Origin of the sequence: Moraxella macacae 0408225 (assembly GCF_000320365.1) — a bacterium.
Classification (GTDB): Bacteria; Pseudomonadota; Gammaproteobacteria; order Pseudomonadales; family Moraxellaceae; genus Faucicola; species Faucicola macacae.
This window is the reverse complement of the sequence record NZ_ANIN01000001.1, coordinates 40,895-57,559: the sequence shown is the minus strand read 5'-3', so window position 1 is coordinate 57,559 and position 16,665 is coordinate 40,895. Positions and strand designations below refer to the sequence as shown.

The window sequence follows — 16,665 nt, the reverse complement described above, 5'->3', positions numbered from 1 at the left end:
GACCATGTATCTTGATTAAACCAAAGTATCCCACGCCACCGCCAATTGATTTGCGACACGGCTAAACGCTGCTGTATCTTGCCCACCCATATAAAACGCATTGGGTAGGTTTAGCTCATTAAATGACAGCATGAGCACGGTTTTGTAATCGTCAATTTGAAAAAAACGCTCGTGTTTTTGGTGCAAGGTGTCAATTTCTATCGCACCGATAACAGGATTTTGTAATTTTTCTACAATATCAACAGGAATGGTATCACCAATAAAATCAAAGACTTGGGCGTAATGCTTAAGCCCACCATTGACGCCATTAAAAATCGCTTGTGCCAATAAAAAACTTGCTAAGGGCAACTCCTTTAGCCAATGAATATGCTCTTTGTCATACGTATCATGGTTGCGACTTACGAACACAGGCGGATTGGCGGTATTCAGATCGTCTTGGTGAATGCCCCAAATTGCTTCGCCGCTGTTGTCTTTGGCAATGATCAGGTGATCGGCGGTTTTGTTAAAAGGCAGTGGCAATAGCGTATGATGGCTGTGGTTAAGTGCCTGTACTTTTCCCAATTCTAGGCAATAATGAAACAACAAAGGAGGTAGGGTTACTTGACTTAGCTGTTCTAAATCGTTCATTTCGTCAATGTCAAAACCCAAGGTTTTTGGATTTTTATCGTCTAATTGATACAATTTTTTGATTAAAACAATCGGATTTATCATGCAATACGCTCATTGTTCAAAATTGCTGATTGAGGTTTTGTTGGAAGATTGAAGCCAATGATTTAACACTTTGGCAAAATTTTGTTTGTCTTTTTCGTTGTAAGGCAATTGACCGCCCATTTGTTTGGAATCTAACACACCCGTACTGCGCATGGTGTCCATAAAATCACGCATATTTAACTTTTGCTTGATATTATTTTTATCATAAATAAAACCACGAGCGGTAACAACGCGTGCGTTTTTGTGAATGCAATCATTGGCAAGTGCAATATCACCAGTTATTACGATATCATCAGCATTGACATGTTTGGCAATGTAGTCATCAGCTTTGTCAAAACCTGCATCAACAACAACCAGTTGCAAAACGCTTAAACGTGGCAAAATAATTGATCGGTTGGCAACAAAAATTGCCCGCGTTTGAGTGCGTTCTGCATTTTTGATAATCAGCTGCTTGGCAATGTTGGCAATGGAATCGGCATCTACCCAAATATGAGTCATCAGGTTAACAGATCCAACTGCTCGGTGGCTTGAAATAAGATATTACAGCGGTTGCCTGTGCGACAGAACATAAATACCGGTTTTTCTGCCTTGTTAAAAATATTGGCAAAATCTTTACAATCTTGTTGGTTAATTTGGCTGGGTATGACAGGTTGAAAATAGTAGGCGATACCAAGTTCATGAGCCATTTTTTCGATATCGGCGTTTAAGGGCTGATTTGGTTCTTCACCGTCTGGGCGGTTGTTGATGATGGTTTTGTAGCCTTGGGCTTTGATGTTGGCAATGTCATTTGGGGTGATTTGTGGTGAAAATGTGGTGTTGTTTGACATGGTTGCTCCTTTTGATGATTGAGTTTTTGAAATTAGATTTTCGGTTAATGTTTTGACCGCTTGTTGTGTGCTTAAAAATACTTGACCGTTTAATTTTTGAATAACGGGCGTTTGTTCTAAAATATCCATCACCGGACCTTTAATTTCGGAAAAATGCAAGGTGATGTTATGGGTTTGTAGGGCAGTATTAAGTTCGCTTAGCATTTCTTGGGCGGTTAAATCCACATGATTGACTGCAGATAGCATCAAAATCAAATGTTCATAATGTGCATTGGTTAGTTGTTGTTCAATAAACGTGCGTACCGATGTGGCATTGCCATAAAACAAACTTTCGTCAATGCGAATAATCAGCAGTTTATCGTGTTTGGTAACTTGATGTCTGCGTACATTGCGAAAATGCCCTGTATCCCCAATTTGACCAACCACAGCAATATGTGGGTGGCTGGATTGCCAAATTAACCCTGCAAATGACACCAAAATTCCAACGATTAGCCCAGTATTTAATCCAAAAATCAGTACGCTGCTCGCGGTTGCTAAAAATGCCAACGCGTCCAATTTGTCAAATTTTAACGCATAACGCAGTGTTTGTAAATCAATCATGCTAACAATGCTTGCCATAATCATAGCACCAAGCACAGCATACGGCAATGGTGCAAGTGCTTTACCAAAAAATAACAGTGTCAATACCATGACGCATGCACTAATCACGCTTGCTAGGGGAGTTTTTGCTCCTGTTGCAACATTAATTGCTGTGCGAGATAAACCTCCAGTTACAGCAAAACTTTGAAAAAATGATCCGATGACATTGGCAAGCCCTAAGCCTTTTAGTTCTTGATTGGCACTAAAGGGCTGTTTGTATTGTTTGGCAAAACTGCTTGCTACGGCATGACTGGATACGAACGATATCAGTGCAATAAGAGTGGCCGAGGGCAGTAACTGAATTAAGGTTTTAAGATCCATCATGGGCAAAACAGGCACGGGCAAGTCTTGTGCAATGGGATTAACCAAGGCAATATTTAACCGATCAAAACCAAAAATTTGACTAAATATAATCACCAAAATCACCCAAAACAGCGGTAACATACGACATAGTAGGGCAATCATCGAACGAGGTATTGGCAAATGAGCAAACCATTTTGGAAAATGCGAGCGGTTTAACCAAAATACCGCCAATGACACTGAACCTACCACAAAAGTTGGTAAATGAAAATCGTCAAAATGTTGCCATAATGACACGGCGTTTTCAAGCACGGTATTGCCTGTAATGGGAATGTGGGTGATGACTTTTATTTGACTGATAAAAATCAAAAGCGAAGCACCGCTCACAAAACCTGCCGTTACGCCACGACTGATAAATTGAGTAACCCAACCGAGCCGAAACATGTTTGCCAATGTTAACAACACACCCACCAACAACGCAAGTCCTGCGGCCAAATGGGCGTATTCATCAACTGGTAAATGTTTGTAATCAGATAAGGATTGGGCTGTCATTACCGCTGTGAGTGAAACCGCACCGACTGCATTGACTGCACTGGATCCAACCCACGCATAAACCAACACAGGCACAATGGACGCATATAAACCATATATGGGCGGTAAGCCTGCCAACACAGCATAACCTAAGCTTTGTGGAATAACCACAATTCCTACGATCAATCCTGCCAACAAATCCTGCGACAGGTGGTTTTTTTGATAATGCGTTATCCAGTAGGGAGCTTGCCACAAGTTTTGTATGGATTGTATCATATGCTTAAAAAACACTGACATTTTTTACCTATTTTTGATTTTACTTATTTTTGTTTCTGTGTGTTTTTAGTTGGGCTTTGTGATGTTTGGTATTAAATAAGTATATTGAAAAATATATTATAAAATAATATAATAAAATGGGCAATTGTTTTGTTTATTTTTACGATAAATATTTTTAATCATAACTTTGAATAATTTTGCTTTGAATAATTTTGACATGACGTTTACGCTACTAAACTGATGTTAAGATAGATGTTAAATTGATACCGCTAAGGGGCAATAATATGATAAATATCCATTCTTTTTTGGACAACGATACTGAGACATTTACCCATGTTTTGATTGATAATAACCAACAATTGTGTGCAATTATTGATCCCGTGTTGGATTTTGATCCAAAAGCAGGCAAAATTAGCCATAACAATGCCAATATTGTGATTGATTTTGTTAAATCACAAGGGCTCACGTTAAAATACATCATTGAAACTCACGCCCATGCCGATCACCTTTCTGCTGCAGCCTATCTTAAAGCACAATTGGGTGGAGATATCGTGATTGGCAAGCATATTGACAAGGTGCAAAAAGCCTTTACCAATATTTATAATTTGAGTGATTTTGCGACCGATGCCAGTCAATTTGACATTTTAACCGATGAAGGATCTGAACTTTTGCTTGGTAATTTAACCATTACGGCGATGCATTTGCCAGGGCATACCCCTGCAGATATGGCATATCAAGTCAGTGATGGTAAAAATTTGGTGGTGTTTGTGGGGGATACCATTTTTGCTCCTGATGTTGGTACGGCTCGTTGCGATTTTCCTAATGGCAGTGCTGAAGAATTGTATGATTCTATCCAAAGGCTGCTTGCTTTGCCTGATGACACATTGTTATATCTATGCCACGATTATCCACCAAAAGGCATGCGTAAATACATGCCAAGCGTTTGTGTTGGCGAACAAAAATCACACAACATTCATGTCAAAACTGGCATAAGCAAAGATGAATTTGTGCGTATGCGTAACGAACGCGATAAACAACTTGCAGTGCCACGCCTGATTTTGCCTGCGGTACAGGTTAATATTAACGCAGGTGAATTGCCAAAATCAGAGGCCAACGGCGTGTGCTATCTAAAATTACCACTAAACCAACTGTAAAACCAACTGTAGTTTTAAGAAATAATTAACGGGCTTAAGAAATTAAGGGCGTTGATCGCTGTGTTGTGGGTTGGTTTTGTTAAGCGTGGCTAAATGTTTGTGCAAAATCCGCCGTAATTCCAATACCGCTTGTGGGCTTGTGTGTACATTGTGTTTGCCTGATAAGATTTTTTCGCTTTCAACGCCTTTTAAACTGGCACTGTGGTAGGGTACAATGCCATCAGACAGTCGATCGGTTGCTCCTTGACGCACTTGCTGAAGCAGTTGTTGGTGCTTGGCTTGTAAATCTTCGGCTTTGGCTAGATTGATATGGTTGTACAAATACAAATTTTGTGGATTGAGATTTGTGGTTAAATTTTGGTTAGGTTGTTTATCATTGTTTAAGTCATTTTTTAGCTTATCAAATAAATCATTGTCATCGGTGGCAATTAAAGTATTAATTGCTACATGGTCTGATGTGGTTACTGATTTGGTGAGTTTGACAAAAAAAGAACGATCGCTTAATTGGCTGGCTCCATTTTCCAAAAATAAATCTGCCAATGGGTTGTTTGCCAATTGGGCATCGCTAAATAACGCGTTTAGGCTTGTGGTTACTGTTTTGACAAAGCCTGCAGGAATGGAGACAATCCGCCGTAATCCACGGGTAAACCAACGATCGGCATAATCCGTTCCAGCAAATGGGGCGGAAATAAATACCGCTCGACTTAACTGTGGCAAAGCATGTAATTCTAAACGCTTGCCTAATTCCAATTGTTCATTGTTGTTTAAACGCCAAAAATCACGATAAACGGCAGGCAATTGTTGTTTTTGAATGCGATTTTCGATCATTTGAGTTAGATTAACCGTTAAATCGTCATCAGATACCAACAATCTCCCAATCACGCCACCCATACTATGTCCAATCAGCACAGCGTTTTGACTGGCAAGATCGTGCTGTTTTGGATCAACTTGAGCAAAAGCGGTGTTAATCAAGGTGTGTAGTTGATAACGGTTTTCCAAAATCGGAATGGTGGTTGGATAAAACAATTGCCAAACTTGATAATTATTGCGTAAAATCGGATCGTTAAAAATGTCATTGGTAAGTCTAATCCACGTTTCAGGACTGGACGCAAGCCCATGCAGCATAAGAATAACCCGTTTGTTTGGATCATACGGTTCAAGCATAAACAATTGTGCTTGACCGTTTTGGTATGCCGATCCGAGCATGTTAAAAATACTTAACGGTTCAAGGGCATTTTCTTTAATCCATAAACCATACGGTGCCGAAAAATTTGCTGACAATGCAAACGTTTTGCCTAAAATATTAACCCGATTGATCTGATAAGGATTGTACAAATCAAAACGAAAATCGGTGGTGGTTAAAATCTCATTCATGCTGTCGCCCTGTGGCAAGAGTAGGGCGGTAACAGGCAAATGTCCCGTAGGGTGAATGCGTGCACTTGCAGGTAGGTTGTTGTGGTTTTTGTTCAAAATCTGATTGCGAATGGAAGTGGTATAACGATCGTCAAGGGCTATGACATAATTCATTCCAAAACCATCGCGACGACTGATACTGTTTAGATTGTCTAAATTAATTTGGTAGCTAGATATGAGTTTTTCGGTGTGGTTTTTGCTTTGTTCATTGTCAAAACCGTGAAAATTAACGCGAATATGATTGCGTGTGATTTGGTAGTCATCTTGTAGATTTTTTTCATACAGATTATCACCCAACTCATCAATGGCAACATAATACAAGTCTTGAATTTGGGTATCACGCTCTTTTGGCAAATAAACTGGCGTGTTTTTGTTTGGTATCGCATCGGTTTTATTTAGCGTGTCATACATCAAATATAAATAAGAAAAACGTACAGTTTGTAACAAATCGTCTTGTTTTGCGGTATCGCAGTCAATGGTGTTTTTGTTGGTTGTGTGGCTGTTGGTTGAGTTGTTTTTATCTTGTGTGGTTTGTGGCTGATAGGTTTTGGCAATGTCAGTGGCAAGTTCTCGCTTGGGAGGTTGGCAAGTTTTTGCTTGCTTGCGTTTTTTTGCTGATGCAAAAAATAATTCTGCGATTGCTCCGTATAATCCTTTGTCAGGTTGATTGCTAAGCTCGGATTGTTTAAGTTTGACAATACAACTTGGCATATTGTCAAGGCATTCGCTTTCTTCAAGCCCTGCTTGTATCAGCCAGCTTTGTGTGTCGCTACTTAGCTGCGATCCTGTTAGTACATTGGTACGCTCTTTAATGATAGCCGTGGTGCTGCTTTGTGTGGCCGTGGTGCTGCAGGCGGTAAGGTTAAGCAACACAAATCCAAAACAAGCCAGTTTTATAAACTTGGCTAAATGTGAGTAACAGCATGTTGGTTCAGGCGAAATAAAGCGTAAATTGTGCATACAAAACCGCATAAAAGTGTTGTAAAAAAAGTTGATGTTTTTTAACACGTAAAAATTAACGCACGGTTTTTACCGGAATTTTCCAAATGTAATACTCACCGCTATTGACAAGGCGCAGTTGTTCGTCGATGTAGGGATCGTTTGGATATTTGGCTTTAAATGCGTTTAAACGTTGAATCGCACGCTCTTTTTTATCGTTTAACAGATCGGCTTGGGCAAGGCTTTGAGTTGCTTCAGCAAAACCCATTTTTTCCGCCTTTTCTAAATATTTTGAGCCTGTTTCAAAACCGCCTCCTTCAGACAACATTGCACCATATAAAAAATTTGCCTCGGCTGTGTCATTGATTTTTAAGGCACGCGTAACGTATTCGCTGGCTTTTACCGCGTATTCAGATCCTAAATCCAGGTTACGTGCCATAGCGTTGATTTTTGTGGCACGCAACAACACCTCATACGATGCGTGTGGGTTTTTGGCATAGCGGTCAATCCATGCGCTTAATTGTTTGATTTTTTGGATTGCATGGTAGCTTTCGGTGCGGTTACGAAATACAGGCGGATAATGACGTGCCTTAGGCGAGATTTCGGTGATAAAATCATCAATCACGCTTACGTCAATTTGGCTTGTTGCTTGTTTGGTTGTTGGAATAACAACCGTTGGTACGGTGCTAATATTGCTTAGTTTTAGGGTTGGGCGTGGTAGGTTAATGGTTTGGTTTTGTAAATCCGTTCCAACAAATTGCACTGCATTAAATTTTGGATAAGTAATGGTGCTTAAGGACAAATCCTGATCGGCTGTATCCAAAGTTGTCAAATCAGATGTTGGATTGTTTTGCAAAGATTGAGCCGGCTGGCTGCTTTTACCAAAATTTGTTGCTTTTTGTTTGGTTGCTTTTTGTGTGGTTTTGGGTTTTTTTTTGATGGTGGCTGCATTGGCAGGCAACGATAAGGCAAATGCACTCAATGATAACAATGCAACAGCAAAAGATTGTTTTAACATAACCGATCCTTTTATTTTAACTTTAAATAAACTTATATACAAAATTATATACTAACCATATACACTAACCATAATTATACACTAACCATAAACATGGGTAAATTGCAATATCATGCAAAATTTTTGGCAAAAAATCAGTAATGATATTGTTAATTTTTATCAACCGAGGTTGTTTTATCAACCGAGGTTGTTATGCCTTGGCCGATAATTTTACTTACGCCGCCTGTTGTGGGGATAACCGTGATTTTGCTGCTGATGCGTTCTTTTAGGGCTTGAATGTGTGAAATGACGCCGATCAGTTTTCCTGATTGTTGCAAAGTTGATAAAGTCGTTAGGGCGGTATCCAATGCTTCATCATCTAATGTACCAAAACCTTCATCTAAAAACAACGAATCTACTTGCATGCGATGCCCTGCCATATTAGACAGACCCAATGCCAATGCCAAACTGATAATAAAGCTTTCACCTCCTGATAGATTTTTACTGGTTCGCACGATGTCGCCTTGATATTTGTCAATCACATTCAAACTTAGCGGTTGTTCGTTATCAGCAACCAATAAATAACGATCGTTCATTTTGCTTAATTGTTCATTGGCGTGATTAATCATCAGCGTAAAAGTCAAGCCTTGGGCAAAGTTACGGAATTTTTTACCATCACTTGAACCAATCAGACTGTGCAACTGTTGCCATTGATCCAACTGTTGTTTGTGTGCTTGTAGTTGATGAAACTCATAGGCTTGCTTTTGTTTGATATTTTCGTTATTGGTAAGTTGTAGTGATAAATTGCCTAACAACTGTTGTTTTTCGTTAAATATACTTTGTAATTTATTTAACTCATTGTCAAGCATGTCTAAGGTTAAATCACTGATGTTTTTTTGAGTAAGTTGTTGATAATAATCGTTAATTTCTTGGAGTTTGTGTTCGATAAATTGGTGTTGTTGCTGTAAATCATCGTCTGTTTTTTGTAAATTTTCACGTTCGGTGTCGCTTAAGCAGGCTTGTAAATACGCTTCAATGTTGGCAAAATTGGCATGATGTAGTTTTTGTAAAAAATGATATTCTATTTGGTTGAACGCTTGCTGTTGTTCAGCAATGACGGTGTTGATTTGTTGTAAATTTTCGCTTAACAATCGCCAGTCTTGGTTAAGCTGTTGCATAGATTCGTTGGCGTGTTGCCATGCTGCAAAAGCTTGGGTTTTTTGGGTTAATAATGTCTGTTCTATGTCTGCTACATCTTTATCTACAAATTGGTTATCTACAAACTGGTTATCCAAAAGCAGGGCAAAACGGTTTTTTTGTTGCGTAAGTTTTTGTTGTTCAAGGGTGCTTAGCTGTTGGCTTAGCTGTTGGTTTTGCGCACTTAACTGTTGGTTTTCGCTTTGAATGATGGTCAAGGTGTTTTCTAGTTGGCGTTCGTGTTCATTAAGTTTTTGTAATTGTTGCTCTTTATTTTGCCATTGTGTAAATTTTTGTTCAATTTGGGCAAGTGTTTGTGTGATATCGATGGCATGATTTGGCAATAAGTGGGAAAATGGTTGCAAAATCTGCTGAATTTTATCATTGATTTCAATAAGTTGTGATTGGTTTTGTTGGTATTGTGCCAAAATTTGCTGTGTGTTTATGGTTAGTTGATGGTGCTGTTGCTTGGCAATGTGGTGCTGATGTTTCAATTCATTTGCTTGCTGAATAAGCGTTTGGGCGTGCAGGTTTTGTGCGTCCAATTGGTGCTGATAATCTGACAATTGTGCGATAATTTGTTGTTTTTGCACCATATTTTGGTTAATTTGTTCTGTAAAATCCGCAAAATGTATGGATAGCTTGGATAATGGTTCGCACAACTGGATTTGGCTGGGCTGCGAGTTGTCAAATTGTGAGTTGTCAAATTGCAGGGTATCAGATTGGACTTTTGTTTTTGGGTTTTGCCAAGCGTTAAGAAAATCTATAAGTGGATCTAATTTGAGTAAGCGATGATAACTTTGATAAAAATCAGTTGCTTGGCTAAAGATGGCAGCTTGCGTTTCGGTTAAATTTTGCTGAATTTTTTGTTGGTTTTGGGTTAGGTGTTGTTTGGTTTGGCTAAGTTTGGCAAGTTGTTGTTCGCTGTGTTGGCGTTTGGTTTGGGTGTTGGTCAAATTTTGTTTGGCAATGAGTAGCTGTTGTTCGGTGTTGTTTGGTTCATGCTCGGTATTTGGTGGTTGTTTGGCATATGGGTGTGCTGTTGCACCACACAGTGGGCAGGGTTTGCCACTGATTAGGGCTTGGCGTTCTTGTTGTAGGTTTGTAATTTTGTTGTGCAATTGTTGGTTTTGCCACAGTAAATCTACGGTTTGTTGTTGTGCTTGTTCGTTTTGTGATAGTTGATGTAATTCATGGTGCACAGCGTTAATTGCTTGGGTGATTTGATCGATTTCTTGTTGCAACTGATGATTGTCATCTGTCCATGCTTGCCAATGTTTGTGCTGTTCTTGTAAGGTTTGTAGCAAAAATTGGGCGTGTTGTAGTTGGTTTAATGCCTGATGCACCGGCCAAATAAAATCGTTTGGTGTGTGAGAGTTTGGTGGGGCAGGATCTAATGTGTTGACAAATGATTGGATAAATGTGCAAATGGTGTGTGCAAAATTTTGCTGTTGCTGCTGAAAGATTTGTTGGTTATTTGCGTTTTGTTGCTGCTCGTTGCTAATATCATCAAGCGTTTTGGCAAGTGTGTTTTGTTGTTCTTGTGCGTTTTGTATTTGCTTGGCTAGGTTTTGTGCGTGCTGATGGCTACGGTTTGCCTGATCGGCAAGATCACACAGGCGTGGCAAGGGATTGGAATGTTCGTTAAATACTGCCAATTGTTGCTGTTGGGTTAAGTGTTGGCGTTGTTGTTGGCAGGCGTTTAAGGCTTGTTGTGTTTGGGCGTAAGCGTGTTGATTGTGTTGCAATTTGGTGCTTAATGCTTGTTGCTGCTGCTTTAGGGCGTGTTGCTGCTGTGTTAAATTGTGTTGTTGATAATCGCATTCACGCACTTTTTGTAATATTGGCTGACTGTCTTGCCAATGTTGTTCGGCATCATGCAGTAAAATACGACACTGCTGTTCGGTTTGTTGTTGTTGATCCAACTGCTGTTTTAGGGTTGGAAGTTGTTGTTGCCAATGTTGTTGTTTGGTAATATTGGCAGACAATTGTTGGCTAATGTGATGGTATTCGTGATAATCGTGGGTTAATTGATAGGCATGTTTGCCTTGTTCCAGGAGTTGTTTTTGTGGTAAAAACGCTTGTATTTGTGCGTTTAGGGCGTGTTGTTTTTGTTGGTATAATTGTTGTTGCTGTTGGGTTTTGTTTAATTCTATGTACAAGGCTTTGTCAGATTGTAAGCTGCGGATTTTTTTGCCAAGTGTGTCAATGTCTTGGTTGGTTTGGGTTAACCTATCGGTTAAATGTTGCTGTTGTTCATCGCTTAGTGGTTGTACGCCTGCTAATTTTTCTTGTAAAATTTCCAGTTGTTTTTTGCTTTGGGTAAAAGTTTCATGCACTTTTTTGGAGATGTCGCTATAAATTGTTGTGCCTGTGATTTGCTCTAAAATTGGTGAGCGTTCATCACTGCTGGCTTGTAAAAAAGCAGCAAAACTGCCCTGGGCTAAAAGCATAGCACGCGTAAAACGTCCAAAATCCATGCCTGTGATACACTCAATTTTGCTTTTGGTTTTTCTGGCTTTGCTTTCAAGGACGTTGCCTGATACATCATCGCTAATAAAGTTGGAAATTTCGTGTTTTGGAGCTTGTAATTTGCCATTGGGGTGTTTTTTGGCACGTCGTTGCCCCCAAAAACTAAGAAAATTGCCCTCTTGCGTGGCAAAAACCACTTCGGCAAAACACTCGCTTGTTCCTCTTGACATGATGTCGTTTTTGCCCTGCGTGATATCACCAAGTCTCGGTGTTGCACCATACAAGGCCAAACAAATTGCATCTAATATCGTGCTTTTGCCAGCCCCTGTTGCGCCTGTAATGACAAAAATACCTTCGTTGACATAGGCAGAATGACGAAAATCAATTTGCCACTCGCCTTGTAATGAGTTTAGGTTTTTAAAGCGTAATCTTAAAATTTTCATGTGGGTTTTTTAAACAGTATAAATAAAGTATAAATAAAGTATAAAAAGTTTATTCAGTTTGGAGGCTTTGTAGTATATCTCTATATCGCAGTCTTAGCCCATCTTTTTGGCTATCAGCCACATCATAAGCACTTAAACAACGCTCAAATACCGCCAGTTCATCTAAATCATCAAGTGCTTCATTGGCATGATTGGCTTGTAAGGTTTGTTGGCGGTTTTGCAAATTTTTGGTGCGCAACACTTCAAGGTGGCTGTCTTTTGTTAAATTCACCATATTTTCGTGCAAATTTGCCACCCAGTCATCACCAGTATAAACCACCTCAAGCCATGCCGTGCGGGCGGATTTTTTAAGTGTTTTGATCGTGGTTTCAATGTACTTTAAGTCGCCTTGTATTCGGATTAAAGTTTGAAACGTTGGTATCGCAAGCGATTGGATCAAGGTTTGAATCGGTTTTTTTGAGTCATTGATTAATGCCAATGAATAGGGTTTATTAAGATTTTGTTGGTTGTTTTGCTTATCAAAATCCGCCCGGTCAAAACCAAACAAGTCATTGTCAAGCAGATCATTGTCAAACAAATCATGATTAAAAATCCGATCCGATGATAGATTTTTTTGTAAAGGCAAAAGTGGTAAATTGCGTTCATCGGCTGGATCATTTGGATCAAAGTTATTGGCAAAAAATTTGACAAGATTTACCTGTTTTTGTTGTTTTGCCTCGCCAAAGCCCATAGCAATTGGTGAGCCACTATAACGGATAAACGCATTGCCTCCAACCGTTTGTGCAACGTGTAAATGCCCCAATGCCACATAATCATAACGCGTATCAAACAAATCCGCTGTTACCGAACCTAACGAACCGACATACAAATCACGCACCCCATCTCCGTCTAATGTTTGGCCACCCACGGTAAACAAATGCCCTGTGGCTACGATCGGAATGGGGATTTGAAAACGTGCTTCCAAGGTTTGTTTTTTGGCAAATGCTTGTTCGCTAATTGCTTGGTAATGGGCGTAAATACCTGCTATGAGTTGATTTTCTTTATCGCTTAAGTTTTCTGCATATCCAACCATACGCACATCGCGATCGCGCAAATAGGGCACAGCACACACGATACATTCTGGCCTGTCTTGGTTATCGTACAACACCAAAATTTCATCGTCCAAATTTTCACGCACGCAACCTATCACATGAATGTCAAAATTTTTAAGCAATAAATTTGGTGCGTCCAAAAAACTTGGCGAGTCGTGATTGCCTGCAACAATCACCACATGACGGCAAGGTGTGTTTTTTACAGCGTGCAAAAACTGATAGTACAATTGTTGTGCTTTGTTGCTTGGACTGCTGCTGTCAAAAATATCACCTGCAATTAGCAAAACATCTACCCGATTGTCAACAATTGCCCTGATTTGCCATTGTAAAAACGCATGAAACTCATCATAGCGCGGTTTTCCATACAAACGCCTTCCCAAATGCCAGTCAGAAGTGTGTAGTAAAGTTAACATAACTTTTAACCAACCTTATATTATAATCAGCCTAGACTACAAGCAACTTAAATTATAACCAACTTAAATTATAACCAACTTAAGTTATAACGAATGCTGGCTTAAACCTTTTGCAAACACATTGCCAAGCAAGTTAACATCATCTACGCGTGCATAATTAAGGCGCGTGATAAAGGCTAATTTACGGTGAGGCCCAGGTTCTGATAGCGGAATGGTAGCAACATCGGGGTTTTGTTGTTTGATTTGGGTTACCGCCATTTCTGGGATTAAGGTTGTTCCCATGCCACTTAATGCCATTTGGATTAACGTGGTTAAACTGGCATTGCTAAAGCTATTTTTAATTCTATTTGTATCTAAATGACACACTGACAATGCGTGATCAGTCATACAATGCCCCTCGCCAAGCAGCATCAAATTGCTGTTAATCAAGGTATTGGCGTCCATGGTTTTTGGTTGATTTTCGGCATTTTGTTTGGCAAAAATTGCCAAAAAATCCTCTTGCCAAAACTCAAACGTAAGCAAGCCATCGGTTGGGTATGGCAAGGCAATAATCGCAGTATCGATCATGCCATGACGCACTTTTTCGATCAAGCGTTCTGTTTGTTCTTCTACAATAGACAGTTGTACATTTGGATAATCTTCGCGCAGTTTTGGCAATACTTTTGGCAACAAAAATGGGGCAATCGTTGGAATAATGCCAATCGTCATTGGATAAACAAGTGGGGTTTGGTGCAGTTGAGCTTTGGTAATCAGATCATTGACCTCAGAAAAAATGCGTTTGGCTCGCTCCAAAATCTCTTCACCGATTGGCGTAATCAACACTTGTTTGTTATTTCTTTCAAAAATCTGGGTATCAAGCTGTTTTTCTAATTCAGCGATGCCTAAACTTAGTGCAGATTGTGAGATATTACACTCTTCTGCTGCGCGTTTAAAATGCTTGTATTTTGCAATTGCTAAGGCGAATTCTAATTGGCGTAGTGTAATCATGTTGGCATATCCTGTGTGTTAAATGTATGTTAAATGTGTGTTAAATGTTAAACCGTCTTTACAAAGGTTTGATAAAAATTAAATTCATGTTATAGTTTGTATTATACCGCTATCTATTAAAAAAATAAAACAGTTTTATAAAAACTTTTAACTAGATTAATTATCATTTTGCGTTAAGATAATAAAAGCAAAACAAGCGTTTTGTAAATTGTTTTTGTCATTGGCAATTGTTAAAAATTGTTAAATTTGTTGCTTAAGGGTTTAACTCTTATTTGATTGTTGTTATTATGACGAAAAACATTGATTGTTTTACCAAGCGTTTTAAAAATTTCACAAAAAAAGGAGTCTAACATGACTGCAATTATCAACCAACACATTCCAGAATTTTCAACCGAAGCATTCGTAAACGGTGAATTTAAAACCATCTCAACCAGTGATGTTAAAGGCAAATGGGCAATTTTTATGTTTTACCCACATGACTTTACGTTCGTATGTCCAACAGAACTTGAAGATATGGCCGAACATTACGAAACCTTAAAAGAGCTTGGTGTGGAAGTTTACGCGGTATCTACTGACACACATTTTGTTCATAAAGCGTGGCATGATGCCTCACCTGCAATTGGTAAAGTAAAATATCCAATGCTTGGTGATGGCACAGGTGCAATTACGCGTGGTTTTAACGTTATGATCGAAGGTCAACACGCAGCACTTCGTGGTACTTTCTTGGTTGATCCAGATGGCTTGATTAAAGTGGCTGAAATTCATGATTTGGGTATCGGCCGTTCTGCCAAAGACATGGTTCGTAAAGTAAAAGCAGCTCAATACGTTCGTGAAAATGACGGTGAAGTTTGTCCGGCAGCATGGGATCAAGGTCAGGAAACTTTAAAACCAAGTTTGGATCTTGTTGGTAAAATCTAAGTGATTAAAATCTAAGCGGTTAAAATCTAGGTCAAATAAAGCACAATCTTTTTTAAGGTTGTGCTTTTTTAATTGGGCTAATAACGGTTTGTGTGTTGTGGTATTTTGTGTGTTGTTGTATTAAAGATGGGTTTTCTGTATAATCGTTATATTATAACATGCTTGTATTGTCGTGGTGTTTTTATGTTGGCGAATAAAAAATCAAAAAAGCGTTTAATTTACGTTGTTGTTATTTTGTTGGGGCTGTCTTTGCTTGCGTGGTTTTTTTGGCAAAAACAACAACCGCCAAAACTACAGTATCTGACTGAAACGGTTGGTGTTGCTGATATTGAAAGTACAGTGGTTGCAGGTGGACAAGTGTATGCCAAAGAGTTGATTGATGTTGGTGCACAAGCAACTGGGCGTGTGGATAAATTACACGTCAGTTTGGGGCAAAGGGTTAAAAAAGGCGATTTGATTGCAGATATTGATGCAACGTTACAGCGTAATGCCTTAAAAGACGATGAGGCAAATTACAAAGCCTTGTTGGCTCAACACGACATTAAAAAATTGCAATTGTCGCGCATGAAAGACGAATTAGAGCAACAAAAGCAAGGTTTTGAAGCAGGCATTGTTGCCAAAATGGATTTTATCAAGGCAAAAACCGCTTTTACCACTGCTCAAAAAGAATTAAGTGCAAGTTTAGCACAGTTGGAACAAGCCCAATTAAAAATTGCAACCGCCAAAAACAACTTAAATTATACTCGCATCAGAGCACCCATTGATGGTATTGTGGTGTCTATCGTTACCAAACAAGGGCAAACCATCAATGCCATGCAGTCATCTCCAACCATTATTAAACTTGCCCAAATTGACACAGTACAGATTAAGGCAAAATTTTCTGAAGCGGATATTCCAAAACTCAAAACTGGCATGAAGGCTTATTTTTATATTTTAGGGTTGCCAAATAAAAAATTTGAGGCGGTGCTTGAAGATTTAGAGCTTGCTCCGATTAGCTCGGATACGCATTCTCAAGCAGGGGCTGTGTATTATTATGGGCTATTGACTGTGCCTAACCCAAATCACGAACTGTTTATTGGTATGAGTGCCAATGTAACGGTGGCAATTGACAAAAAACAACAAGTGTTGACCATTCCAACAACCGCTCTTGGCAAACAATTGTCTGACAATACATTTGAGGTGCAAGTAATTGATGATGAAAACAGTCCAAATCCAGTGTTGCAAACACGCCAAATCACCGTTGGACTAAATAACAAAATTCACGCTGAGGTGATATCGGGTTTAAAACAAGGTGAAAAAGTGGTTATCTCTGCTTCAGATGGCAGTGTAGAAAGCGTGGAAGTGGGATTGTAATATC

11 protein-coding genes are annotated in these 16,665 nt (G+C 39.3%); 3 read left to right on the top strand and 8 right to left on the bottom strand.

The window, feature by feature from the left end; genetic code table 11:
• Positions 1-15: 15 nt before the first annotated feature.
• From MOMA_RS00225 to MOMA_RS00215, 3 genes are read right to left on the bottom strand one after another with little or no spacing between them, the layout of a single operon-like run.
• Positions 16-711, bottom strand: a complete 696-nt coding sequence (locus MOMA_RS00225) for a hypothetical protein (protein WP_009501174.1) — start codon at positions 709-711, stop codon at positions 16-18.
• A gap of 9 nt (positions 712-720) precedes the next feature.
• Positions 721-1,209 carry a YaiI/YqxD family protein gene (locus MOMA_RS00220; RefSeq protein ID WP_009501173.1) on the bottom strand — a complete coding sequence of 163 codons (489 nt, stop codon included), beginning with the start codon at positions 1,207-1,209 and terminating at the stop codon, positions 721-723.
• Positions 1,209-3,305 (bottom strand): TIGR01244 family sulfur transferase, encoded by a 2,097-nt coding sequence (locus tag MOMA_RS00215; RefSeq protein ID WP_009501172.1) that lies wholly within the window; start codon positions 3,303-3,305, stop codon positions 1,209-1,211. Before MOMA_RS00215 ends, MOMA_RS00220 begins: the two co-directional genes overlap by 1 nt.
• Before the next feature lie 263 nt (positions 3,306-3,568).
• Here MOMA_RS00215 and MOMA_RS00210 point away from each other — a divergent pair, with 263 nt between their 5' ends.
• Complete coding sequence (locus MOMA_RS00210; RefSeq protein WP_009501171.1) at positions 3,569-4,438, top strand: MBL fold metallo-hydrolase; 870 nt, start codon at positions 3,569-3,571, stop codon at positions 4,436-4,438.
• Positions 4,439-4,480: 42 nt separating this feature from the next.
• On the opposite strand, the gene MOMA_RS00205 is transcribed toward MOMA_RS00210, so the two are convergent.
• From MOMA_RS00205 to MOMA_RS00185, 5 genes are all read right to left on the bottom strand, one after another.
• The gene (locus MOMA_RS00205) at positions 4,481-6,811 is read right to left on the bottom strand and encodes an esterase/lipase family protein (protein WP_009501170.1); all 2,331 of its coding nucleotides are present in this window, start codon (positions 6,809-6,811) and stop codon (positions 4,481-4,483) included.
• Positions 6,812-6,866: 55 nt separating this feature from the next.
• Positions 6,867-7,808 (bottom strand): tetratricopeptide repeat protein, encoded by a 942-nt coding sequence (locus MOMA_RS00200; protein ID WP_009501169.1) that lies wholly within the window; start codon positions 7,806-7,808, stop codon positions 6,867-6,869.
• 149 nt (positions 7,809-7,957) lie between these two features.
• A complete protein-coding gene (locus MOMA_RS00195) occupies positions 7,958-11,899 on the bottom strand; it encodes an SbcC/MukB-like Walker B domain-containing protein (RefSeq protein ID WP_009501168.1) in 3,942 nt (1,313 codons plus the stop codon).
• Positions 11,900-11,948: 49 nt separating this feature from the next.
• Entirely contained in the window at positions 11,949-13,403 is a 1,455-nt protein-coding gene (locus MOMA_RS00190; RefSeq protein WP_009501167.1) for an exonuclease SbcCD subunit D C-terminal domain-containing protein, read from the bottom strand.
• Between the two features lie 84 nt (positions 13,404-13,487).
• Positions 13,488-14,390, bottom strand: a complete 903-nt coding sequence (locus tag MOMA_RS00185; RefSeq protein WP_009501166.1) for a hydrogen peroxide-inducible genes activator — start codon at positions 14,388-14,390, stop codon at positions 13,488-13,490.
• A gap of 351 nt (positions 14,391-14,741) precedes the next feature.
• Between MOMA_RS00185 and ahpC the strand changes: the two genes are divergently transcribed.
• Together ahpC and MOMA_RS00175 are read left to right on the top strand one after the other, a co-directional pair.
• Positions 14,742-15,308, top strand: a complete 567-nt coding sequence (gene ahpC, locus MOMA_RS00180; protein ID WP_009501165.1) for an alkyl hydroperoxide reductase subunit C — start codon at positions 14,742-14,744, stop codon at positions 15,306-15,308.
• A gap of 183 nt (positions 15,309-15,491) precedes the next feature.
• Positions 15,492-16,661 (top strand): efflux RND transporter periplasmic adaptor subunit, encoded by a 1,170-nt coding sequence (locus tag MOMA_RS00175; RefSeq protein WP_009501164.1) that lies wholly within the window; start codon positions 15,492-15,494, stop codon positions 16,659-16,661.
• Positions 16,662-16,665 lie beyond the last annotated feature (4 nt).

Coding starts and splice junctions, on each gene's coding strand:
- MOMA_RS00225 (WP_009501174.1), bottom strand. CDS start 711: ATGATAAATCCGATTGTTTTAATCAAAAAATTGTATCAATTAGACGAT.
- MOMA_RS00220 (WP_009501173.1), bottom strand. CDS start 1,209: ATGACTCATATTTGGGTAGATGCCGATTCCATTGCCAACATTGCCAAG.
- MOMA_RS00215 (WP_009501172.1), bottom strand. CDS start 3,305: ATGTCAGTGTTTTTTAAGCATATGATACAATCCATACAAAACTTGTGG.
- MOMA_RS00210 (WP_009501171.1), top strand. CDS start 3,569: ATGATAAATATCCATTCTTTTTTGGACAACGATACTGAGACATTTACC.
- MOMA_RS00205 (WP_009501170.1), bottom strand. CDS start 6,811: ATGCACAATTTACGCTTTATTTCGCCTGAACCAACATGCTGTTACTCA.
- MOMA_RS00200 (WP_009501169.1), bottom strand. CDS start 7,808: ATGTTAAAACAATCTTTTGCTGTTGCATTGTTATCATTGAGTGCATTT.
- MOMA_RS00195 (WP_009501168.1), bottom strand. CDS start 11,899: ATGAAAATTTTAAGATTACGCTTTAAAAACCTAAACTCATTACAAGGC.
- MOMA_RS00190 (WP_009501167.1), bottom strand. CDS start 13,403: ATGTTAACTTTACTACACACTTCTGACTGGCATTTGGGAAGGCGTTTG.
- MOMA_RS00185 (WP_009501166.1), bottom strand. CDS start 14,390: ATGATTACACTACGCCAATTAGAATTCGCCTTAGCAATTGCAAAATAC.
- ahpC (WP_009501165.1), top strand. CDS start 14,742: ATGACTGCAATTATCAACCAACACATTCCAGAATTTTCAACCGAAGCA.
- MOMA_RS00175 (WP_009501164.1), top strand. CDS start 15,492: ATGTTGGCGAATAAAAAATCAAAAAAGCGTTTAATTTACGTTGTTGTT.